This is a genomic window from Mesorhizobium sp. BR1-1-6, from assembly GCF_020165355.1.
GTDB lineage: Bacteria > Pseudomonadota > Alphaproteobacteria > Rhizobiales > Rhizobiaceae > Mesorhizobium.
Genome location: NZ_JAIUHZ010000003.1, coordinates 404,354 through 426,559 on the forward strand (window position 1 = coordinate 404,354; position 22,206 = coordinate 426,559).

Annotated in this window: 23 protein-coding genes; 10 read left to right on the forward strand and 13 right to left on the reverse strand. The window is 59.4% G+C overall.

What is annotated here, in order from left to right; translation table 11 throughout:
• Positions 1–40 precede the first annotated feature (40 nt).
• Entirely contained in the window at positions 41–784 is a 744-nt protein-coding gene (locus tag LB545_RS09875) for a GntR family transcriptional regulator (RefSeq protein WP_140581358.1), read from the reverse strand.
• Between the two features lie 198 nt (positions 785–982).
• Between LB545_RS09875 and ehuB the strand changes: the two genes are divergently transcribed.
• The 9 genes from ehuB to LB545_RS09920 all read left to right on the forward strand — a co-directional run bounded on the left by ehuB (position 983) and on the right by LB545_RS09920 (position 8,722).
• On the forward strand, positions 983–1,864 hold the full coding sequence (gene ehuB, locus LB545_RS09880) for an ectoine/hydroxyectoine ABC transporter substrate-binding protein EhuB (RefSeq protein ID WP_140581356.1): 882 nt from the start codon (positions 983–985) through the stop codon (positions 1,862–1,864).
• Positions 1,865–2,035: 171 nt separating this feature from the next.
• Positions 2,036–2,695, forward strand: a complete 660-nt coding sequence (locus LB545_RS09885; RefSeq protein WP_140499739.1) for an amino acid ABC transporter permease — start codon at positions 2,036–2,038, stop codon at positions 2,693–2,695.
• Positions 2,685–3,344: an amino acid ABC transporter permease gene (locus LB545_RS09890; protein WP_140499741.1), complete on the forward strand. Its 660-nt coding sequence runs from the start codon at positions 2,685–2,687 to the stop codon at positions 3,342–3,344. The genes LB545_RS09885 and LB545_RS09890 overlap by 11 nt, the downstream gene beginning before the upstream one ends.
• Before the next feature lie 17 nt (positions 3,345–3,361).
• Positions 3,362–4,156 (forward strand): amino acid ABC transporter ATP-binding protein, encoded by a 795-nt coding sequence (locus LB545_RS09895; RefSeq protein ID WP_140499824.1) that lies wholly within the window; start codon positions 3,362–3,364, stop codon positions 4,154–4,156.
• Positions 4,157–4,172: 16 nt separating this feature from the next.
• A complete protein-coding gene (locus LB545_RS09900) occupies positions 4,173–5,198 on the forward strand; it encodes a succinylglutamate desuccinylase/aspartoacylase family protein (protein WP_224704914.1) in 1,026 nt (341 codons plus the stop codon).
• On the forward strand, positions 5,191–6,420 hold the full coding sequence (locus tag LB545_RS09905) for a pyridoxal-phosphate dependent enzyme (RefSeq protein ID WP_140630201.1): 1,230 nt from the start codon (positions 5,191–5,193) through the stop codon (positions 6,418–6,420). Before LB545_RS09900 ends, LB545_RS09905 begins: the two co-directional genes overlap by 8 nt.
• Before the next feature lie 576 nt (positions 6,421–6,996).
• The gene (locus LB545_RS09910; protein ID WP_140560120.1) at positions 6,997–7,311 is read left to right on the forward strand and encodes a hypothetical protein; all 315 of its coding nucleotides are present in this window, start codon (positions 6,997–6,999) and stop codon (positions 7,309–7,311) included.
• A gap of 255 nt (positions 7,312–7,566) precedes the next feature.
• The gene (locus LB545_RS09915; protein ID WP_140499748.1) at positions 7,567–8,097 is read left to right on the forward strand and encodes an MgtC/SapB family protein; all 531 of its coding nucleotides are present in this window, start codon (positions 7,567–7,569) and stop codon (positions 8,095–8,097) included.
• Between the two features lie 220 nt (positions 8,098–8,317).
• The gene (locus LB545_RS09920) at positions 8,318–8,722 is read left to right on the forward strand and encodes a low affinity iron permease family protein (protein WP_140499750.1); all 405 of its coding nucleotides are present in this window, start codon (positions 8,318–8,320) and stop codon (positions 8,720–8,722) included.
• Positions 8,723–9,171: 449 nt separating this feature from the next.
• On the opposite strand, the gene LB545_RS31185 is transcribed toward LB545_RS09920, so the two are convergent.
• Positions 9,172–9,600 carry a transposase gene (locus tag LB545_RS31185; protein WP_140584547.1) on the reverse strand — a complete coding sequence of 143 codons (429 nt, stop codon included), beginning with the start codon at positions 9,598–9,600 and terminating at the stop codon, positions 9,172–9,174.
• Positions 9,601–10,114: 514 nt separating this feature from the next.
• Between LB545_RS31185 and LB545_RS09930 the strand changes: the two genes are divergently transcribed.
• Positions 10,115–11,566 (forward strand): trehalose-6-phosphate synthase, encoded by a 1,452-nt coding sequence (locus tag LB545_RS09930; RefSeq protein WP_140584517.1) that lies wholly within the window; start codon positions 10,115–10,117, stop codon positions 11,564–11,566.
• Between the two features lie 273 nt (positions 11,567–11,839).
• Here LB545_RS09930 and LB545_RS09935 read toward each other — a convergent pair whose 3' ends face one another.
• From LB545_RS09935 to LB545_RS31000, 11 genes are all read right to left on the reverse strand, one after another.
• Positions 11,840–12,436, reverse strand: coding sequence for a general stress protein (locus tag LB545_RS09935; RefSeq protein WP_140560122.1), 597 nt, complete (start codon positions 12,434–12,436; stop codon positions 11,840–11,842).
• A gap of 22 nt (positions 12,437–12,458) precedes the next feature.
• A complete protein-coding gene (locus LB545_RS09940) occupies positions 12,459–13,202 on the reverse strand; it encodes a DUF4142 domain-containing protein (protein ID WP_140584518.1) in 744 nt (247 codons plus the stop codon).
• A 468-nt stretch (positions 13,203–13,670) separates the two neighbouring features.
• On the reverse strand, positions 13,671–13,862 hold the full coding sequence (locus LB545_RS09945) for a hypothetical protein (protein WP_140499755.1): 192 nt from the start codon (positions 13,860–13,862) through the stop codon (positions 13,671–13,673).
• A 63-nt stretch (positions 13,863–13,925) separates the two neighbouring features.
• Positions 13,926–14,153, reverse strand: a complete 228-nt coding sequence (locus LB545_RS09950; RefSeq protein WP_140499756.1) for a hypothetical protein — start codon at positions 14,151–14,153, stop codon at positions 13,926–13,928.
• Positions 14,154–14,869: 716 nt separating this feature from the next.
• Complete coding sequence (locus LB545_RS09955; RefSeq protein WP_140499758.1) at positions 14,870–15,304, reverse strand: peptidylprolyl isomerase; 435 nt, start codon at positions 15,302–15,304, stop codon at positions 14,870–14,872.
• A 443-nt stretch (positions 15,305–15,747) separates the two neighbouring features.
• On the reverse strand, positions 15,748–17,094 hold the full coding sequence (locus tag LB545_RS09960; protein WP_140499760.1) for an MmgE/PrpD family protein: 1,347 nt from the start codon (positions 17,092–17,094) through the stop codon (positions 15,748–15,750).
• A gap of 74 nt (positions 17,095–17,168) precedes the next feature.
• Positions 17,169–17,735 (reverse strand): GNAT family N-acetyltransferase, encoded by a 567-nt coding sequence (locus tag LB545_RS09965; protein WP_224704916.1) that lies wholly within the window; start codon positions 17,733–17,735, stop codon positions 17,169–17,171.
• Complete coding sequence (locus LB545_RS09970) at positions 17,732–18,898, reverse strand: MFS transporter (RefSeq protein ID WP_181171897.1); 1,167 nt, start codon at positions 18,896–18,898, stop codon at positions 17,732–17,734. Before LB545_RS09970 ends, LB545_RS09965 begins: the two co-directional genes overlap by 4 nt.
• A gap of 249 nt (positions 18,899–19,147) precedes the next feature.
• A complete protein-coding gene (locus LB545_RS09975) occupies positions 19,148–20,212 on the reverse strand; it encodes a pyridoxal-phosphate dependent enzyme (protein ID WP_140560124.1) in 1,065 nt (354 codons plus the stop codon).
• Positions 20,213–20,236: 24 nt separating this feature from the next.
• The gene (locus LB545_RS09980; protein ID WP_140499766.1) at positions 20,237–21,118 is read right to left on the reverse strand and encodes a GHMP kinase; all 882 of its coding nucleotides are present in this window, start codon (positions 21,116–21,118) and stop codon (positions 20,237–20,239) included.
• 225 nt (positions 21,119–21,343) lie between these two features.
• Complete coding sequence (locus tag LB545_RS31000; protein ID WP_181181028.1) at positions 21,344–22,030, reverse strand: response regulator transcription factor; 687 nt, start codon at positions 22,028–22,030, stop codon at positions 21,344–21,346.
• Positions 22,031–22,206 lie beyond the last annotated feature (176 nt).

Below are 22,206 nucleotides of genomic sequence, written 5' to 3' on the forward strand. Positions count from 1 at the left end.
GCTTTGCGCAGCCCGGTTCGCCGAGCTGTTCACTCGCCCCCTACCTTTTCGACTTCGAGCCTTTGCTCCTCGCATCCAGTTCCACCACGCAGGCCAGGCGGTCGAAGGGCGATTCCGTTACGCCGAAGACCGAGAAGGACTTGTCGGTCGTGCTCAACCGATAGAGGCGACGCAGCGTTGGATATCCGTTCTTGATCGTGAAGGTCTGTTGGGCTTGCTCGGAAGCCGGTGCGGCATCGATCAGCAACTTGGTTTTGGTGAATTGTGTTCCATGAGCGCGCAACGCGTCGCTGATGAACTTTTCCCCGAACTCACCAACCACCTCGTCGCTCAGGGAACGGGGCAGGTATGAGGTGTCATACATAATTGGCGTGCCGTCGGTGGAAATCACCTTGCGAACACACAACATCAGCCCATCAGGCGGCTCAAGCGCATCAAAGGCCGGGTCCTGTATCTTTTCTTGCGTCAGCGAGAGGAGGCGAATCGTGGGCTTCAGGCCAAGCCGCAAAGCGTCGTCGTGAGAGGTAAGCGAGAAATCGAGGTCACGAACGAACCTTCGTTGCTCCCGCACGAAGGTCCCCAGCCCGGGCACCGAACGCAAGATCCCGGCAGGCTGGAGATCGCGCAATGCCCGTTTGATGGTGATTGGGCTTACCGCGAACTCCTCTGCCAAAGCCGCTGTTGAGGGCAGGGATTCGCCGATCGCATATTCTCCAGCACGTACCCGGCGCATGATTTCATGGCGTACGTTCTCGTGAAGGACCGTCCCGGTTTGTCCGTTCATTTCAACTCCCACCTTGGTATACTAGGGATACCTAGCGCATGCAGTGGGGGATGTCTATCCCCGTCACGTTGCTCGCATTGCTGGATCCATCGCGCAGCGGAATTTTACAAAACTCAAATATCATCTTCATAAAAATTTGACATACCTGTTATACCTGGTCTACCTTTAAGGACATTCGATGCTCAGGGAGTAAGCCGCATGGCAAGCAAGTACCGGCTCTTCAGCAAGATCACGGCCGCAGCGGCAGCCTGCGCTTTTCTCTTTTTGACGGCTGGCGCTTCGAGAGCCGAGACGACGCGCGAAAGGGTCTTGCGTGAGGGCAAGATCGTCATCGGCATCTCCAATGGCGCTCCTTGGGGATTTCGCGACAAGAATGGCGACCCTGCGGGCTTTCATCCCGATCTGATCAAGGCTGCCTTTGAGGGTCTTGGGGTGGGTAAGGTGGAAATCGTCGTCACCGAATTCGGCGCGTTGATCCCCGCACTTACAGCACAGCGTTTTGATGCGATCGCCGCCGGTCTCTACATCACGCCGGAGCGTTGCGCGGTCGTCGCCTTCAGCGACCCCGATCTCAAGCTTGCGGATGCCGCCCTGGTCGCCGAGGGCAATCCGAAGAAGATTCACAGCTACGCCCAAATCGCGGCAAACCCCGAGATCAAGTTTGGTGTGGGGCGCGGCAGCACGACTGCGAAGAATGCGGCGGCCGCAGGTCTGGTGGAGCAACGCACGCAGCTTTTCCCCGATATCCAATCAAACGTTTCCGCGCTGCTCACCGGCCGGATCGACGTTGCGGCATTTTCGGCGCCGACAGTGGCCCGCATTCTCGCCGACGAGAACATCCATAGGGTCGAACGCGCCTTGCCCTTCCAGGGGGTGCAGGAAGGTGGCAAGGAACGGTTCGGCTATTCGGCGATTGCGTTTCGCAAGGACGATGGTGACCTGCGAGACCTGTACAATTCCCGGCTCGAGGCGCTCAAGCTCGATGGCACGGTCGCGCGCATAATGGCCAGGAACGGATTTACCGATCAGGAGAAGGCGCCGGATCTGACCAGCGATCAGGTGTGCAAGGGGCAGGACTGACCGGCTGCAAGGCGGCGGGAGAAAATCGGGGCGTCAGGCGAGATTAAGCGTTGCTGGACAGCCTGCATTCCTACGGCCTAGCCCCACCGCATCTTGGCCAGCGAAGCCCAATATACGACCGAGCGAACGCCCCGCTTCATCGAGGCGTTCAGGATCCAGGGACGTTCAAGCGTGACCATTATCGAGATTTTCGTCGGCATTTTCCAAGGGTTCCGCATAACGGCCGTGGTTACCGCGTTGGGCGTGCTGTTTGCCGTGCCCTTCGCCTTGATTTTCGGCGTAGCCCAATATCTGACCAGCGGCGTCGCACGCTTCGCCATCACTGCCGTCATAGAATTCTGGCGTAGCTCCGCGGTGATCATTCTGCTCTTTGTCTTCTACTACGTCCTGCCGGTCGTCGGCATCCAACTTCCAGCGATCGCCGTGAGCGCTATGGTGCTGGGGTTGAACGCCGGTGGGTATGGAAGCCAGGCCGTCCGAGCCGGTCTCCAGTCACTCGATCGAGGTCAGATCGAAGCCGGTTCTGCGCTCGGGCTGCCGCGCCGGCATATCCTCAGCCTGATCGAATTGCCGCAAGCACTGACCAGGATGGCGCCGACCTTCATCAACCAGTTCATCCAGTTGATCAAAGGCACTGCATTGGTCTCTCTTGTAACTCTAACCGACATGACGTTCCGGGCAAAGGAAATCGCGGAACTCCAATACAACCCTGTCGGCGTCTACACGTCACTTCTGCTTGCCTATTTCGTGATCTGTTATCCTGTCACGGTGTTTGGCCGATGGGTGGAGCAGCGCATTGGCGCGGGGAGGGGCCTGACAAATGAATTTTGATCTTGCCTTCGCCGCCTCGACCCTTCCGACGATCCTTAGCGTCATCGGGACCACCATCGGCGTTGCGCTGCTGAGTTGCGCCGGCGCCTCTATCCTCGGATTCAGCTTTGAGATCACTCGGCGAGCAGGATCCGTGTCCGGATATCTGATGCGTTTCGCAATCGACTTCATCCGCTCGACACCCGTGCTGGTCTGGCTCTATTTCCTTTATTTCGTCCTTCCTCATTGGGGTTTCACGCTGCCGGCGTCCGTGGTCGGCATACTGGGCCTGAGCATCTATTTCAGCGGATATCTGGCTGAGGTATTCAAGGCTGGCATCGACGCCATTCCTAAAGGCCAAGCCGAAGCCGCCAAGGCAGTGGGATTGAACCGGATCGATACCGTGTTCTTCATCCTGGCTCCCCAGATGCTGCGCAACGTCGCGGCCCCTGTCGGGAACCACTTTGTCTCGATCCTGAAAGCGACTCCTTATCTGGCCGTCATCGCCGTGCCGGAAATGCTGGGCAGGGCACTAGACATCGCCTCCGACTCCTATCGCTATGCCGAGCCGCTGACGGTCGTCGGCATTGTATTTCTCGTTCTGGCCCTGACGATCGCTCAGATGGTCAAGCTTCTCGAACGCAAGTTGCTGGGCCCAGAGAGCCGATGAACGACGCTGTCCATGCAATGCAACACCCGATCCTTGGGCCGACTGAAATCGGGCAAGGCAGTAACCCGGCCCGCCCGGATCAACCGGCCGTCGAGATCATCGCACTCAACAAGTGGTTTGGCAGCTTCCATGCTCTGAAGAACATCGATCTTGCCGTTCCGCAAGGCGCCCGGTTGGTGATTTGCGGTCCGTCAGGATCGGGAAAATCAACCCTGATCAGGTGTGTAAACGGGCTGGAGCGCTTCCGCAGCGGCGCCATTCGCATTGGCGGCGCCGATATCACCCGGGATCAGAAACAGCTGCAGAAAATTCGGCGCGAAATCGGGATGGTTTTCCAGCAATTCAATCTGTTTCCACATCTGACAGTCATGTCTAACTGCACGATTGCCTTAAGACGTGCCCTCGGCAAGTCCAAGGCCGAGGCTGCCGCCATCGCGCTTCACTATCTCGAGCGGGTCAGGATACCGGAGCAGGCGCACAAATATCCGGGCGAGCTTTCCGGTGGTCAGCAGCAGCGCGTAGCGATAGCGCGCGCGCTCTGCATGAATCCGAAGATCATGCTCTTCGACGAGCCGACATCGTCGCTTGATCCGGAGATGGTCAAGGAAGTGCTCGATGTCATGGTCGGCCTCGCCGCGGACGGCATGACGATGCTTTGCGTCACCCATGAAATGGGCTTCGCCCGCAAGATCGCCGACCAGGTGGTGTTCATGGATCAGGGAACCATCGTCGAGATGGCGTCGCCCGCCAACTTCTTCGCCGCGCCGAGCCAGGAGCGGACGCGGCTCTTCCTGGAGAAGGTGCTTCGTTGAACAAAGAGGATCGACCATGACTGGCGAAACACGGATCTGGACACCGATCGACTATGAGGCTGAGGGAAAGCAGTCGGACTGTCTGAGATTGCCCCATTCGTCCGACCTATCCGCCTATGGCTGGATACCGATCCCGCTGGTGTGCATCAAAAATGGGTCCGGGCCGACGGCGTTGTTGGTCGCCGGCAACCATGGCGACGAATACGAGGGCCAGATCGCCCTTTCCAATCTGGCTCGAGAGATCGACGTCGACCAGGTTTCGGGCCGGCTCCTCATCCTTCCGGCGCTCAACTTTCCCGCGGTCACGGCGGGACGCCGCGTATCGCCACTTGACCAAGGCAATCTCAATCGCCTGTTTCCAGGCGATGCGAACGGAACCCCGACCGAGATGATCGCCCACTATGTCTGCAAGGTCTTGATCCCGATGGCCGATGTCGTCGTCGATCTCCACTCGGGCGGCCGTTCGCTCAACTATGTGGCGAGCTCCCTGGTGCGTCCAGGACGGGCCTCCGACGAGCATACATCACTGCTCAGGCTGTTGCGGCTATTTGGAGCACCAATCAGCTTCGTAAGCGATGGAACCGGCGGCGGCGGCCTTACAACACTTGCAGCGGCCGCGCAGGAACGTGGCGCGCTGGCGCTGACCACCGAACTTGGCGGGGGCGCAACCTTGTCCAGGTGGGGGCTGTCGCTTGCCGAGGCGGGACTAAGGCGCGTGTTGAAAGACCAGGGGATTCTGCGCGATGTCGCCGTCGAGCCCGCTTCCCCCACGCGCCTCATGACGGTCAGCGGTCACAGCGCATTTGTCTATGCGCGCGATCGAGGCGTTTTCGAGCCGGCCGCGAACATAGGCGATGAAGTTGTGACGGGCCAGATCGCAGGTCGCATCCACTTTCCGGATTTACCGACCCGCGAACCTGAAACGCTGTTCTTTGAATCGTCCGGTCTCGTGGCGTGCCGTAGGGTGCCATCGCTCACGAACCGCGGTGACTGCCTGTTCAAGGTCATGGCCGATATGGACGGCGGCTCCTTGCATGCTTAGCCCAATTCCGAGCCTCAATCCGCGTGTGATTGGTCTGCGCTGCATTCGTTGTCGGATTGTCTTTCCGATCGCGGATCACTTCGAAGGCTGCCCGATTTGTCTGAGCCAAAATCTGCCGGCGAGCTTGGCGATCGAATATCAGGGACTGCCCAAATCCCTGAAGCGCATCGATGACTGGCAGGTCTACAGCAACTACCCAACGCTCGGGGAGGGCAACACACCGCTTGTGCGACTGGAGGGACTCGCGAAAGAGATCGGCGTTCGCGCGCTTTTCCTCAAGAATGAGGGCGCCAACCCGACTGGATCACACAAGGACCGCATGAGCAGGTTCGTCGTCCAACGTGCGCTGGAGATCGGTGCGTCGACGGTAGCCGCGGCCTCAAGCGGCAATGCCGGTGTGTCGCTGGCTGCTTACGCGGCTCATGTCGGGCTCGATTGCGTGATCGTGACGACGCCCGACATCAGCCCGAACTGGCGCCACGCGATCGAGATGCACGGGGCGACGTTGCTCGCCAGCGAAACCGCGCAGGGTCGCTGGCAGGTGCTCGCAGATCGGGTCAGAGCCGGGGAGTGGTACCCGGCCACCAATTTTGCTGTTCCGCCCGTCGGCAGCAATCCTTTCGGAGTGGATGGCTACAGGTCGCTCGCCTTTGAGATCTTTCTCGAGCTGGGCGCCAGCGCATGCAGCGATATCCTCGTTCCGACATCGAGAGCGGACCTGCTGTGGGGTGTTGCACGCGGATATTGCGACCTGCAGGCCGCCGGGCTTGTCGAAGAACGGCCCCGAATCCATGCCGTTGAGCCGTTCGGCCGGATTTCGAGAGTGCTTGCCGGGGAGGACTATCGCGGCAATTTTGCAGGCAGCTCGGCCTTGACTTCAATCGGTGGTTCGACCGTGACCTACCAGGCATTGGATGCGATCGCCTCTTGCAAGGGATCGGCAGTGGCAGTTGACGATATGGCCGCGCGCGACGATCAGAAGCGGTTGGCGCGTTGCGGGTTTTATCTTGAACTCTCGAGCGCCGCGGCTTTGACTGGCCTGAAGAAACTCGTTCCCCAAGGTGTGATTTCATCGGACGCCGCGGTCGTGCTTGTCGGCACGTCGAGCGGCTTTTCCGATTTCCAGACCTTCTCGTCCCCTATCGCCGCACCCGAGGAACTCGCTCCATTTGAGGCAGTGCCGGTTGCTCCGCCCCCAAGCAGTTCGTGTACTTTCATCTGATCGGCTAGAGCAGGCGCACACCGCGGGTAAGGTGATCGCAAGAATGTTGACGCACATTCCTACAATTGAAACGAAGGGTCGCCGTCCTCTGTGTCCAACATGGGTTTGTTGGATCAAAACGAATAGTCGGGAACCAGTTCATTCGAGCGGCAGTTTACATTTTAGAAAATCTGAGGACGCCCCAGCCGGATGGGACAGGTGTGCTCGATTCTTAAATTAAAGTTATATAATTCTAACCCGGATCTGTTCCCGCCGGCCCCTGCGATACCGGCCGAAAGTCAACAATAACCAAGCTCAGCGGTCAGCAACTACTCGCGACTCTACTGCCTCGTTTTGGTCGCGAGCGCCGCCAATACGATACCGTCAGCGTAGCCAAAATACGGATAGGGGCTAGATCGGTTCGCCATGGTGGCCCGATCCTGCGCAACCGCGAAGCCTGGCATCGAGGTGATTCTGTTAGTGTTTAATTAGCCAACACCACAACTCTGTGGACAAAGATCGAGTAGAATTTGCTCCGTCGGCCGGCCTATGCCTATTCTGACGGGCTGGACCTCGTTACCGGCACAGGGGGCATCTATGGAATTCTTGCCGACCAAAGATGGGCCTTGCCTAGACTTCATTGTCGTTCCGCCGATTGGCACAAGATTTGATGATTCGTTGTTGTTGACGAAGATCGAGGATGGACTGAATGCTGAATTCACCGGCTTCAGATTCGTCGTCACGGCCGATGGACTCGACCGCTCCCAGGATTTTCTTCTGATCCCGGTCTTTGGTGTTCTTGGAGAACACACCTACGAATCCATCATGCGAGCGGCGCCGGACTTGGAAACATGCCGGGGGATCGCAATCTTTCTTTGCCGTTACCAAATCGATGGGCTGACAATGCATTGAGCGTGTTTGGCATACTGAATGCAACGTCATGGAAAGCAGCCGCTTCCTTGAGGCTGCTTGCTGAAACGCCCGAACAGACTGATTGACGGCCCGGGAAGGCTGCCGCCTTCGACGAAGAAGGTCGGCCGGGAAAGGATCTTCGGCAGATGACAGGAGAAGTCCCCTTGCCGATCCGGCCCGCATGATTGCCCGCACCTCCGCCGTTCGGAACCTGGCCCGCCCGAGCACGTTGTGGCCCATCAGCCTGGGTTACCCATGCAAGAACTTTTCGAAGAATTCGGCCATCCGACATACGTCCCATTTCCGGTTATCGCGGCGAGGCTTCTGTTGGCCTCGATCTTCGGCGCTGTGATTGGTTTCGAACGCGAATGGCGAAATCGGCCTGCTGGGCTTCGCACCCACATCCTGATCTGCGTGGCAGCGGCTACTTTCGGTATTCTGACGATTGAAATCGTACATGCTCCGCTGTTTGTGCAAGAATCCGTCAAGGTCGATCCGATCCGAGTTGTCGAAGCGGTTACCGCTGGCGTCGCCTTCCTTGCTGCCGGGTCCATTTTGTTTTCGAAAGGCGAGGTTCACGGGCTGACGACCGGCGCAGGAATGTGGCTGGCTGGTGCTATTGGCGTGGCATGCGGGCTCGGGCTGTGGCAGGTCGCGGCGCTCGGCACGTTTTTGGTGCTTGTCGTGGCAGGCCTTCTTTATAGTCTTGCGGCCAAATCCGGGATTCGCGAAAACAACGGCCAAAGAACTCCAAAATCGGAAGAAGATGGGTCAAAGTGGCAATAGGCTGCGGATTGGGATCATGTTCCTTGTCACAGAGCTTCTTCAGTTTGGCGTGACACGCCCCTGCTGCTGTAGTGGCCCCGAGGTGCCGACGTGATGAGAAGCGTATGCTTGTGGTTGACTGTCAACGCAAATCTGACGACTTGACCCAATCACTGCCAAGTGATGGATCGTTTAGCGCGGCTTGTTATTACGGCGGGTCGCCTCACCTCGGGAACTTAGCATGGAAAAGATCTTCAACCATCTGGCAGGTGCCGTCGCGCATGCGACAGGCCGTCCTTGGGCTTTCGCGCTTTGTGTCGCATCAGTTGTCATTTGGGCGGCAACCGGTCCCATATTCGACTACTCCGAGACGTGGCAGCTCATAATCAATACAGGCACGACCATCATCACGTTCCTGATGGTGTTTTTAATCCAGAATACTCAAAACCGGGACGGGGCCGCGCTCCAGGCGAAGCTCGATGAACTGATCCGCTCGGGTGCGGCCAAGAACGATTTTATAGGCATCGAGCACCTGACCGAGGCAGAGGTCGAGCAATATCGATCGCTCTGCGCGCGAGCCAAAGACAGAAAAGAAGCTAATCTGGGTCGAACTAACGCCGACACAGGAGTCAAGGCCGGTCTTTGAGAAATCGGCTTCGCGCAGCAACGAATTCCAGCCTGGGCCGATGATCAGATCCAGTGCATGCAATTCGGGAATGCCGGCCACATTCCCGAGCAATCGAGCGAGGTGTCCTAACTTGCCCGAGGCGGTTTCGTTTTGCCCCCGAACAAAAAAACCGCTGGCCGGAGCCGGCGGGCTTGGTTCCAGTGCTGGCGCTTTGTGGGCCCGCACCACTGGCGGGGCGATGCGGGCCCGACCAAGGTTTGAGAACCTCGGCCAGCAGCGTGAGGGAACGCTGCCATCATCGAAACCAATCGCCGAATGTCAGGTTCCGCTTACATGACCAAAGGCCCCGCCACCTTTCGGAAGCGGGCGAGTCTGGGGAACACATACACTGAATGGGAACAGTGCAAGGCCGAAGCTCTTTAGCGCGGGAATGTTCCACAACTGGCCGCTTCTTGTGCTCTCGCCCATCATCTAAATGCAGCGGTTGGCCCCCATCCAGTTTTGTTGGTTTCGACCGCCAGCGCCCTGACCGGCGCAGGGAGCGTTCGGCGTTTGAGAAAGATGCGCACGGCATGGATGCGCGGCCGGATTTCCTCATTGGCGTTCCAGCATTTTGGTGGACTCAAAGGTGCATCTGGTGCTGGAGCGGGAGGCAAAAGAAAGATCAGCGTGCATTCGATGGTCTCTTCGACCCAGCTCGTCAGTCGCGGATAGGGGGCCGACCATTTGCCAAAGCCATGCGGCAAGATCGGCCCAGCCTCAGCGACATCGCGCCGGTCGTGGGACCATCTGAGTTCCGGCAGGCAATGGTCGTCAGGCTTGCGCGGCAGGTGATCGAGCGATTCCTGAGGAACCGCACATAGCAGCGCTGCCCGGCGGCGTCCGGGATCACCGATTGCGGCGAATCAGGCTGGCATGGTGGTTGGAGAGCCGACTCGACGCCCCTGCGACCGCGCCTCCAGTGCGACGAGGAAATCCCTCCAGGCCGAACGGCTTCCGCGATTGGCCATCTCCACGGCCAAGGTCTGGCGCCGCGAGGCGCGTGTACTCGACGGTGATAAGCCGATCCATGCGAAAGCCTTCTCCCAACTCGCGCGTTGTGTCCAGAGGAGTCTCACGAGGTCGGCGCAGTAGGCTAGCGCACTCAGACCAGGAGGATCGGCGCCGGTCGTGTTGATCACCGCGCGAGGCAGCTATCCCAATACCCGGGACTCCAAAGCTGCCTGTCCGGAAATGGTTCCTAAGTCGGCGCAACTGTGATGGCAGACCTGACCTGAACGGTCTGGCGCGCCACGAAAGTCTTGGAATTGCGCGGAACAATCGCATGCGCAGACCGTTGCCCAAAGCGATCTTCGACCTAGAATTTGCTCGTTGCAGCGATCACATAAGCCCCCCAACGAGGCCACTCAAATGGTTGGCGATTCAATTGAGGGCGACGCCATATTGGGTGAGGCCAAGCAATCTGCCATTGATGCCGTCCCGCGGCACCTGGTTGTCGTTTCGAACCGGCTCGGGAACATTCGCGACCTGTCGCAAGCCGGCGGGCTGGCAGTAGGTGTCGCGGACGCGTTGGCTGATCGTGGAGGTCTATGGCTAGGAGCAAGCGCCCTGTATCAGGACTCTGCCGCGAGTGACGAACCTCTGATCCAACTCGAACGCGTGGGGAGGATCGAGACGGCTGCGCTCACCCTGCCGCGCGAGGAGTATTCGCTGTACTACAACGGCTATGCCAACAGTACGCTATGGCCACTTTTCCACTACCGGCTCGACCTGGTGAATCACCGGGGAGAGTATCTACACGCCTATAGGCAGATCAATGCACGCTTCGCGAAGGCGCTCGCAGCACTGCACTTGGGGAACGACGACCTGGTTTGGGTCCACGACTACCATCTTATCCCCTTGGCGGCCGAGTTGCGGCGGCTGGGATTCCGGAATCGGATCGGCTTTTTCCTTCACATACCCTTCCCGCCGCCTGACCTTTTTGCCGCCGCACCCGATCACGAAGAACTCATCGATGATCTGCTTGAGGATGACGTGCTGGGTTTCCAGACCGAGACGGACGTGATGAATTTTCGGCGATCGGTGCAGGCGACCAGTCCCACCACCTTTGATATCAATGGCGCGGCTGAGGCCAATGGCCGGACAGTCTTGTCACGGTGCTTTCCGATTGGCATCGACGTTGATTCCTTCGCACGCATGGCTAACGAGGCGGCGGAGGATGTCCAGATTGATTCCATGCGCCGCCAGATTTTGGGCCTTAAGCAAATCATCGGTGTGGACAGGCTGGACTACTCCAAAGGTCTGCCCGGCCGCATGCAGGCCTTCGCCCGGCTTCTGGAAAGGCACCCCGAACACGAACGGGCGGTAACCTATTTGCAGATTGCTTCGCCTACACGCGAGGAGGTGAGCGCGTATGCTGACATACGGGCACAGCTCGAAGCAACCTCTGGCTCGGTGAACGGAAGATACGCGGATTTGGCTTGGACACCGATCCGCTACATCCATCGAGCCGTCCCACGCTCACGGCTAGCTGGCCTATTGCGCGCTAGTCAGGTCGGGTTGGTCACGCCTTTGCGTGATGGAATGAACCTGGTGGCAAAAGAATACATTGCTGCTCAGGACCAAGCCAATCCCGGAGTGCTTGTATTGTCGCGTTTCGCGGGCGCGGCTGAGGAGCTTGCGGAATCCTTGATCGTGAACCCGTATGTGATCGACGAGGTTGCTGACGCGATCGCAAGCGCGCTCGCCATGCCACTTGACGAGAGGATTGCAAGGCACGGTGCATTGCTCAAGCGCATCAGACGCAATGACGCAGCAAAATGGCGGCGGTCATTTCTCGCCACGCTCGCGGACGAGGACTAGCGTCCCAGGCATTTGCCGCCTGAAGCGCCCGCGGCGCCACAACTGTTCCCGAACCGGTCCCTGCGGGTCCCACCCGCAACCGGCCAGAGTCGTATTGCGGCCTAAGCTGTCTAGCGGCGACCGCCCGATGTCGGCAGTAGAGACGAACGTTGCCTTCCCCGCGGAGAGCATCTCGATCTGATTTTGATGGGACGGATAGCTGGCTTCCGCTGCGCTGCGTGATCGTCGCTCAGGCTGAAATCGAGGGCGGCTGTTCGCCGCCCCCGGCTAAGCTCAGCGGTCGCGTCTTCCACTGGCGCGCTCCAGATCAGCCCCCGTATAGGCATCAGCCGCCGGATTGAATCCGGTCCAGCCGCCGGCTTCGTATTCCTTGCGCCGACCGGCGATATCGACCGAATTGTATTGGCTGAGGATCTGTTCCGCGTTCGGAACGAGATTGTCCTCGACCTTGGCAGTGACCAGCGTTCCACCGCGGCGAATGCCTTCCGCGTAGACGTGAGCATCGTTTTCCGGCACGCCGGCTTCCGTCATTGCGCCGATGATACCGCCCGCAGCACCCCCGACGACGGCACCACCCACGGCGCCGACAGCGGTGGCAGCCAACCATCCGGCGGCAACCACGGGCCCGACCCCGGGGATAGCCATCAAGCCCAACCCGGTGAGCAGTCCGCCGGCACCGCCAACTACGGCGCCCACGCCTGCTCCTGTCGCGGCATCTTCCCCAGCTTCGGAAGCTTCAGCCTCGTGCCAGCCTGTCGCGTTGTTGGCTACGATGCTGATGTCCGAGCGGGGCACACCCGTGGCCTCAAGTTCCCCCACGGCATCGCTGGCGTCGTCATAATTGTCGAAGAGTCCTGTTATCGTTTTCATTTGAATGGTCCTTGGTTTCTGATCAGTTGGCGCCGGCAACAACGTTGCCTTGGTAGTCAAGCGCGATAGGCGTCGATTTGCCGTCCTTGCTCGCGGTACCACGCCAGATGCCCTTGTCGTCCTTCGTCAGTGCGGAGACGTCGGCGTAACCCGCCTTCTCAATGGCGCTCTTGGCCTGGTCCTCGGTGAAGCTGTTGGCGCCCGGCACCGGCGCCGCTGGATCAGTGGCATCCGTGTTGGTGACGGCTGGGGTGGTGCTGTCGGAAGCTGACGCCGAAGCTGCGACCTTTTCGATCATTTCCTGATGCATCTTGAGCGTCGGCAACGTGTCGGCTGCGAACGATTTCAGAGCGGCGTTGTCGCCGTCCTTTGCATATCCTTCGAACAGGCTCACAGCGTCGTCATGGGCCGCCTTCTGCATCTTCGCATAGGATGCATCGACGGGCGCCGCAGCCGACTGAAGCTTGTCGACATCGGCCTTGTGCGGGGAATCCAGGTCCGATGGGACCTGCAACTTTTGCTCACCGGCAATACTCTCGAGTTTGGCATTGGCGGCCCCATGATCGGAGATCATTTTTTGAGCGAAATCCTTGAGGCTCTGATCCTGGAGCTTGTCCTGGGCGACCTTGCTCGACTGCACCTCGAACATGCCGCCGATCGCTGCCTTGGTTACGAAATCTTGGGCCGTTTCTGCGGCCAGCGCAGGCAGCGCAAACACCATTGCTGTGGCGACCGATAACGATGCCCAGCGGAGACTGTTCTTCATGAATGGGTTCCTTGATTAGAGAGGACGATGCTCCCTAATGTCCAGGCGGAGGCTTTGTTCCGGACGCTGCCATCTACGCGCCGTTGTGCAGTTGGGGCGCGGACCTTGGTCACCGTCGTCCGGGACAATTGGTCGAGCGTGGCTCAGGGCGGTCGCCAGCGATCTCGAAAAAGCTTCATGGATGAGCCGTAGATAGCCGAGGGTGCCGCCGGAGCGGTACTATTCAACGATCTCGTCGTGCATCGCCTGGGTACCTGGATTCGTGCGGGTGGCCCGGACACAGGTGAGCTCGCCGGCAAGTGCCAATCTGGGCGACCCAGTCGCCGTGGTTAGGCGCAAAGATTACCAGGCTCTGATTGGCGAGCACCTTCAGCGCCTCGCGCACACCCGCCATGATCGTGATACCGGCGCCATCCAGAACTGCTCAGCACTGACGGCGAGCGAAGGGGTGAACCATTGGGGTTGCCATCAGACGTCCCCTTGGGCGACCCTACGCTTCCCGTCGAGGCTGTTCAGGAGGGCTACCAGATCGTCGGCGTAATCCTTGTCGAGACCGACAGCCGGTACGCCCCAGGCGTCGGCCGGCAACCCGGTGAACACGTCAAACACGGTCCAGGTTTTGTCCAGGTCCATCTTGAGGTCGTATCTTTGCGGTGCCATGCGAGAGGTCCCTTGGTCGGCTTGCACGAAACTGCCGAACTTTCCGGACGCTCATGTGGTTCCTTACTCGTGAAGGTCGAAGAGGACGACCTTTCCAATCGCTGAGGCCAACTGAACTACCTGTTCACATAGCTCGTTATCCGTCTCCATCTCGTCTAGCTCCTCCTTAAGGTCAGGACGCTTTGCTCGGATCAGCCCGACGGTCTTTTTTAGGGAGACAATGTCGCCTTCAAGGGATTCCTCGATGGCTTTCTGAATGATCGCTTCGGTGGACTTCGACAGGCGATCCACTGGGTACCTCCCAAGCTCCCTCTCGGGCACTATGGGGACAGCAGGGGAGAAATGAAACCATTAGCTAAATCTAATATAAGTTAGATCAAATCGACTCCGACGTCGGACAGCCGTATGGTGCAGCATCGGCGACACTGCATTTGGGAATCGCCGGCTGTGAGCGATCATCGCGCTTCCGCCCCACCGGCAGGACTCATGGCCAACACCAAGACCGAACACAGTATTGCCTACCCAGGCGACCTGACGCTCTAAAGCAGCTCTTTGATCGGGTTTGCGCTGAAGAATCGTATTCTGGAGGGTAGTGACCGCTCCCAGCAGCGGAGCCGTGTACGCAATAGCACTGTTCGCGAGCGGAGAAGTGGAAGAGGCAGTTCTTTACCAGAGCCTCCGAGAGGCTGCGCGCCATCACCATAAAAAGGATGTGCGACTCCGATACGGAGCACGCCACACGCATTGTTTCAGGCGTCGAACGCACGCGGCGCTGTCGCTCCGATCCGGCCGCAGACGAGACGTTTCTTGTGCAACCCACTACCTGCCTGCCGACGGCGCGCTGCCTTAAAGCGCGCAGAAGACCGCATTATTTGATAGAATTTCTGAGCGAAGGATCGGGGGCACGACTCTTCGCGGCTCAAAGCGGCAGGCCACGCGCCGCAGAAGGTTCGGCGGAGATCCGTCACCAGAAATCATAGCGTCGTGGCCTTCGCAGGCACGGGTACCTAGGCGGCCTGAACAATCTCGACCAGTTCGACGTCGAAGATCAGATCCTTTCCGGCCAACGGGTGATTGCCGTCGAGTTTGACTCTTGCGTCGTCCACGCCAACGACCGTTACCTGCATAGGGCGCCCCTCGCGGGTTCTGGCCTGTAACTGAGTACCGATATTGATGTTGATGTTATCCGGCACACGGACGCGCTCGATGCTCAAGACCGCTTCGGGACGGTGGGGACCATAGGCGGCGTCGGCGGGGACGGTGACGGTATTTTTCTCGCCCACCTCCATACCCTCGACATGGGTTTCAAGGCCGGGGATCACTTGCCCTTCACCTAGCGTGAATTGCAGCGGCTCACCACCGGAAGCATCGAATTGAGTGCCGTCGGCTAGACGTCCAGTATAGTTGATGCGCACGGTGTCGCCATTCTTGGCCTGCGTCATGACAGTCATCCTTTGGGGTTTTTAACGGACCGGCTAGCGTTCACGGTCCCGTTTTCGATCATCCGCGCACTAAGATGCACGGCGCGAAACTCTAAAACTAGGGGCTTGCCTGCCGATGTAAACCCACAACACCGATTGAGCTATGTGACACCCGTTGGCGTTCACCGCCGCCTATTCGGCGACATTGATTTGCGCGACCTGGCGGCCGACTTGAGGCCGGACACGGTATGGCTAGTTTGTGCAGATTGCCTTCAACAGCCTAAAGTCGGCTTCTGGCCAAAATGCAGCATCCGAGTAGCGGGTTGGCGATGTCGCGCGACCTGCTCGTCGGAAGATGACTTAGCCAACTTCCCATCTTTTTCCTGCGGTTTGCATTCCCGGCGGTCAAGTGAATCCCATCCCCGGCATCCTTACCCGGCTTGGCCGCTATCCACGTCGTCGGGTCAAGAAGCGGCACTGATTGCAACTGGCTTGGCCGTAAGACATGCGAGCAACGGTGCGATTTCCCCCATCTTGAGCAAGGCCACCGATTGGATGAGTTTGTCGAGTTCGGCTTGCGAAAGGATGTCCCATCCGAGGTCGTGGAGCTTCTCCTCGACGGCGGATTGGTCCATCGGATTGTTGGCGTCGCCGAGTGGACGCGGCACATCCGCGGTTCGCTCGTATCCACCGACAACCATTGTAACTCGCGCCGGCGTGCCTTGCGGGAATATGCCGGCAAATTCGTCAGGGTAGCGAACCTCCACTCTTTGAGCGAGTTCCACCACCTGCGGATCTGAAAGGGAGTGGGGGCGAAGCGGCCGAAACGCCTCCGCGCCGCGCAACGCTGCGAGTGCAGCAGCAAAGGGAACCGAGAACTGTCCCCCCTCGAGCGATTTTGGCGCGTATTCGTTAGGGAGTTTGCGTGCTTCGGGAAAGATGTCGACCGCAATGCGGCCTATCGGTTCATCTGTGCCGCGGCCTGCGACCAGCGCGAGCACGGCATCGATTACGGGGTGTGTATAGCGGCAAGACGCATAGGGCTTGAGATAGGTCTCGCTGATCAGCCAGCGGCTACCCAAATCAGCGGTGATTGCACCGACATTGTAGGCATGAGCGCGGTCTAGCATGTCGATCGAGCCGCTCATCCCACAGCTGGCGCGCTCGACCGCGAACAGCGCGGCAACCGTCGACCAGGGACTGCTGCCCTTGACGGAGCTTGCCTGGCAATCGCCTTGCGGCAGATTTTGCGGTGCCTCGGCACCCGCTATCGCGAGTGCATGGGCAAGCTGATCCGTGTGCATCTTGCGCAGCCATCCAATGGCGGCCGCCACTCCAAACCCGGTCCACTGACCACTGGCAAAGCTCATTGTGTCGGAAAAGCGTCGCGCAGCCGCAATGCGCAAGGCGACGTCATATCCAATGGCCGTCGCTGCAAGCACCTCATGACCGTCACTGCCAAGCTTTGCCGCTTCCATCAGGACGGCTGGAATGATGCCAGCCCCCGGATGACCTGCCGCAAGACAATGGCCGTCATCGACATCAAGCGAGCTCGCTGCAGCGCAATTGGCAAACAGGGCGCCAAGATAATGCAACCCTCCTTCGGCGAACCAAGCGTGTGCGCCGCCGGACCCGAAACAAGCCTTCGCGGCGATGCGTGAGAGCCTGGCATTGTCGGTCGGCACCCCGCCAATCAGCGCGGCGAGGGTGTCGAGGATGGCCCGTTGGCTCTTTTCGACGACCTCGTCTGAAAGGTGCTCGTAGCGCACATTGCTGACGAAGCCGGCCAGCTGTTCGGCAATTAACTGCATCGATCTCTCCAAAGAAAAATATACCTAGTATACCTTGTCTTCTGGCATGGAAAGGCTGGCCGTGAAATTTCTTTTCAGCCGTCGCTTTGCAGACGGTGGAACGTCAAGATGTGCTGGTCACCGATGGCACCGCGAAAGATCGATCCGGTGTCGACGAACCCCGCCTTGAGATAGAGCGACTTGGCGGGCAGGTTGCGTGCGTTGACTGCAAGCATCAGTTCCTTGACCTCGGGCCGGTTCCGCCGTACCCAGGAGATGGCCAGAACCACTCCCGCCCTACCAAATCCTTTTCCTTGGCACGCGGAAGAAATCCGGAAGCTGTGCAGTGTCACAGCGCCGCGCGGCGCCCACTCTGGCAGAGCCTGTTTCTCTCGCAAGATGAAGAACCCTACCGTCTTTTTGGAGATGATAATCGCGAAGGCATGTTCCTGGTCAGGATACCGGCTGGCTTCCAGACCGGCGAAAACCGCATCCACCGAGCCGGCGAACTGCTCCTGTCCTGGATCGAGCATTAGTTTCTTGATAGCGGCACGCTCCAAGACCGTTACTGGTCGCAGCTTGATCGGATCTGGACGGACCGCGTCTGGAAACGCTAACGGCTGCCGACATGACGCCTTGCCGGATCCCGATCGCGACCTCATCGATCGATCCTTCGCATTGCCGCGCTCCGCTGCATCCATAAGATCGCACCGCTGCCGCAAGCAAACACGCAGGCAAGACCGAGGAAGATGTGCCGGGCAGGAACACCCGAGGCGAGCGTTGGAAGAAGGTAGACGCCGATAGCGACCACTCCGATGGCGGCCTCGATGTTGCTTCTGACACGGCCGACCATTCGAGTTGAAACGGTCTTCAGAATCGTCACATCGCTCCCGGCCCGAACCATCATGAAAGACAGGCCTATCAGGCCTTGCCAGAACACGGCCTGCGCCGTGGTTTGAGAGGTGGACAAAGCAGCAGTGGCCGCGGCGAGAAGGATAGTTCCCACGGCAACAAGGATCCTTTCCTGCGCAAGACCGGAGAGCCACATCAAGGTAATGCTTCCGACCAAGCCCCCACCCGAATACGTCGCAGCGAGCCAGCCATAGGGGCCGGGCGACAGCTTGAGCTCGTAACGTGCGAAGCCGGCCAGCAGAGCATTGGATGCATGCGCCGATGCATAGGCCAGCAACAGCGCACACCCCGCAACCCTGAGGTGGGGGTTTCTCACAGTCTCGAAAAGACCCCCCATCAGGTCCTGCATGTGCGGACTATGCTGCACCGGGGAGGCGTGATCTTCCTCTATGAGAAGACCAGCGAGCGCAGCGGCCATGAAGGAAAAGGCCGCGCAGACGACGAGACTGCTGGCCAAGCCCGATAAGGACAGGCAGAGGCCGCCTGCCGCGGCGCCGACGATATTTCCGACCTGGCTGAAGAAAATGCCCAGCGAGACGGTCCGCGTCACAAAATGCGCGCCCGCCAGCTGCAGCAACGCTTGGCTGCTCGGATAGGAAAATAGCGATCCGATCGAGACAAAACATGCCGTGGCGTAAAGGATACAGATCGGCGTGCGTTCGGGAGAACACGACCAGACGATCAACGCCAAAAGCCCGATACCGGCGCCATGGATCATCTCTCCCGTAGCAAACATCGTCCGCCGGCGGGAGCGATCTATCAGTGGCCCGATGAAGGGACCAACGGTGAAGGCCAGCAGTTGCCAGCAGATCAGGACCTTGCCGACCGAAGCGATGTCACCACTGATCTGCAGCGCAAACCAGGAAACCAGGACGATGTACATGCTGCGCGCGCATTGCATCGTGAACAGCATCGCGTAGATCGGGCTAACCGGCTGGTGCACCAACGCTGGATACCGAAACATTGGCCACCAACCTTCAAAACAGTATGACCGTTGCTTCGCCCGCTATGCGGGCTGGTTGCGGAAGCTGGGGCCGAGCACCGGGTTTTCTCGCTGCATTTGCCCGTCTTGGGTCTCGATCCTCGGCGCACCAACGCCGTGGCCTCGCGCTTTCGTTTGTCCGACCGACCGGCCGCCGTGAGCGGAAGCCTCTCGGCCCGATTACGACTTAGCTGCCGGTCCGGCATCATCCCCATCGCCAGCATGCGCCAACACCTCATGGAGCGTTCTGCGCTCCCAGGGCAGCCGCGACCACCTAGCCATTCTCGACCTGGGCGAGCTGACTGTTGTTGGGCCTTCGGCCGGTCGTTTGCTCCATCCGGCGACCGCCTTTAGCCACTCGTGGTCGTAGACGGTTTCGACGTATCTGTGTCCCTCGTCGGGGAACAGCGCCACGACCGTCTTTCCGGGATTGGCCTCAGCCCACCATCGAGCAACCCGATAGGCAGCTCCACTGGTCGGCCCCATGAAAAGACCATGCTTTCGATGAAGATCGTGCGTGGCATGAAAGGCCTCCGCCGGCGTAACCCAGTGCACCTCGTCGAACTGGCGGTGATCGACATTTCGCGGGAGAATGTTGCCTCCAAGGCCGCTCAGGTTGAGTTTGCCGCTCGGCTGGCCGAACAAGACGCTGTTCGGTGTGTCGACACCGATCGCGTAGAGGTCGGCGAACAACGTCCGCAGGTAGCAGGATATGCCGCTCACGGAGCCACCCGATCCGACAGGACCAACCAGGCAGTCGACCTTTCCGAGCCTATCTATGAACTGTTCGGCGACCTTGGCGTAAGAGATCGGATTGTCGGGATTGTCGTACTGCGAGGGCCAGTAGCTACCGGCAATGTCGCGCAAATGAATGTGCAGTCGGTCGAGCCGGGCCTGCTGAAGGCCGCCCGAGGCAGCCGGACTATCGACAATCGTAACATCGGCGCCGAGCTCGATCAGACGTCGATGAAGATGGCGATCGAGCGCCCAGTCGCTGACGAGGATCAGCCGGTATCCCTGCTGAACCGCCAGCATGGCAAGCGCGAGGCCAAACGTTCCCGACGAGGATTCGCAGATCGTGGCTTCAGGCTTCAATTGATCGCGTTCCACAGCCCGCTCGAGCATGAACCGGGCTGGCAGCAGCTTCATCAGGAAGAAGCTGGCGCCGAAAAGAGCTCCGCCGAGCGCCACAAGGCGCGGGCCCTCGAAATCTTCCAGCTTTCGCATCAGCGCACGGGTCGACATGGGTTACTCCTGCGTGCCAGGCGTTCAATGGCGAAAGATCGTCGGCTCGAAATTGGACTGACGCAGAGCGCCTGCCGCGCGATCGATGTTTACGGATGCATTCTGGTCTCTAGCGTCGAACATCAGTCCGACGACCGTGCCGCTGTGAGCGACCTGAACGCCAATGGCGCCGAAGCGGTCACCGACGGTTTCGATCTCTCTCAGCCGTGGTTTGGCAAGAAACCGCTCGTTGATCCGCGCGCTCGCCGTCGCAACCCTGCCCAGCATGCGGGCGTCCGCATTCTTGATGGCTGTTCGCAACAGGCTTCGAAGCGGCCGAAAGGTCTCGATCTCCAGGTGATCGTAACGCGCCGGCTCGAATTCAAGCGTATCGACCGTGAGCAGGGGGGTGGTATCGATGCTGATGAAGTCGATCGGCGGCAGCGGCTTGCGGAATGCCTCCATCACGATGCCGTCCCGGTGCGCAAACAGCACCGCTTGCTGCCTGAACAAAGTGGAGTCACAGGCCGTTTCCGCGCTGACCGCGAGCTGCATGACCTCATCCGACGCCGCATCGATCTCCAACCAATTCAATACCGCCAGGATGCTTGCCAGAACGTCGGCGGTGGAGGAGCCCATGCCACGGCCAATGGGGATGTTGCTATCCATCGAGAGATGGCCGCCGCTGCCGGGCCGGCCGAATGCATTGATGGTCAACTCGGCCGCGCGTCGAGCCTTCTCCCGCGAGGCTGGCCAGACAGTCACGTGATCGCTATCGTTTGCGCTGAACCTGGCTTTGGACCTCAGATGACGACAGGGCAGCGAGACCAGCGCGCGTCGCAACCGTGCGCCCTCATCCTCGAAAACGCCTTGAACCAGTTCCCCGTGATGGCCAATGGCTTCAGCGTATCCCGAGCCCTCAGACATGGGCATTCCTCCCTATACTTTAGCAACCACTTAAGTTACTCGGTGAATACTTTCGCAGGCCGGATCGTCTACAGCAACAACCAAGTTGATAATCTTTTGTATTCCAAAACGTTGCGAGTACATGACGCGCATTTATTTCCTCTTACATATTGGTCACAAATGTAGAGCCCGACCAGGCGGGCAGGGGCGGCTGCCGGCGTTCCTCGATATGTGCTGCGGGAATGATCAGGCCGACTGGTCTTCGAGCGCGTATCCGGCGAGCCTTACAGTGCGAATGGCAACGCTTCGTGATGACCGCCTGAGTAACTTTCGCAACTGGCTTATGTGAACATCGACCACGCGCGTGCTTACACTGGCGCTATTTGTCCAGGCCACGGCGATCAGCTCATCGCGGCTGAGCACCTTTTCCGGATTTTCCAGCATGTGGCGCAGCAACTTGAACTCGATTGGCCCGAGCGATATCTCCTTGCCGGCGCAGCGCACGCGATGGGTATCGAGCTGCATCTCGATATCGCTATATGCCAGCGACTTGCCACGCCGGGATCCCTGTTCCGATGCTTGGCCCACCGCCAGCCTGGCCCGCAGGTATTCGAGCAGCTTGGCCGGGGCAAACGGCCGGACAAAGCATTCGTCAATGCCAGACCTCAGCAGCTGAATGTGCTGAGCTTCCGCGCCGGGCGACACCAGAGCGACACAGGGGAGGGCGCCTGTGCGAGCATCCTGCTTGAGCCCGGCACTTTTGGCCCCCAGCTGATTGTCCGGTCGACAATCCAGCACCACGGCCCGAACCGGCATGTCCGCTGCAAGCTCCAGCACTTCATCGATGGAACCGGCCAGCGTACTGGCGAAGCCGTCGACCTCGAGAATGTGGCTGAGGAGCAGATAAAATTCCGCGTCCTTCGAGCAGATCACTATCAATGGCTTCATATGCGCAGCGTTAGGATCTTTCAGCTGCCATCAAGACGGGCTGGCTATATTCGAATCCCGCATTCCCAAAGGCCAGCATGCCAGAACAAGCCACCCAAAACAACAAAGCCCAAAAACGAGCTTGGCGTCGCAGCAAACATGCCGGCGGCCGGTCCGTGCTT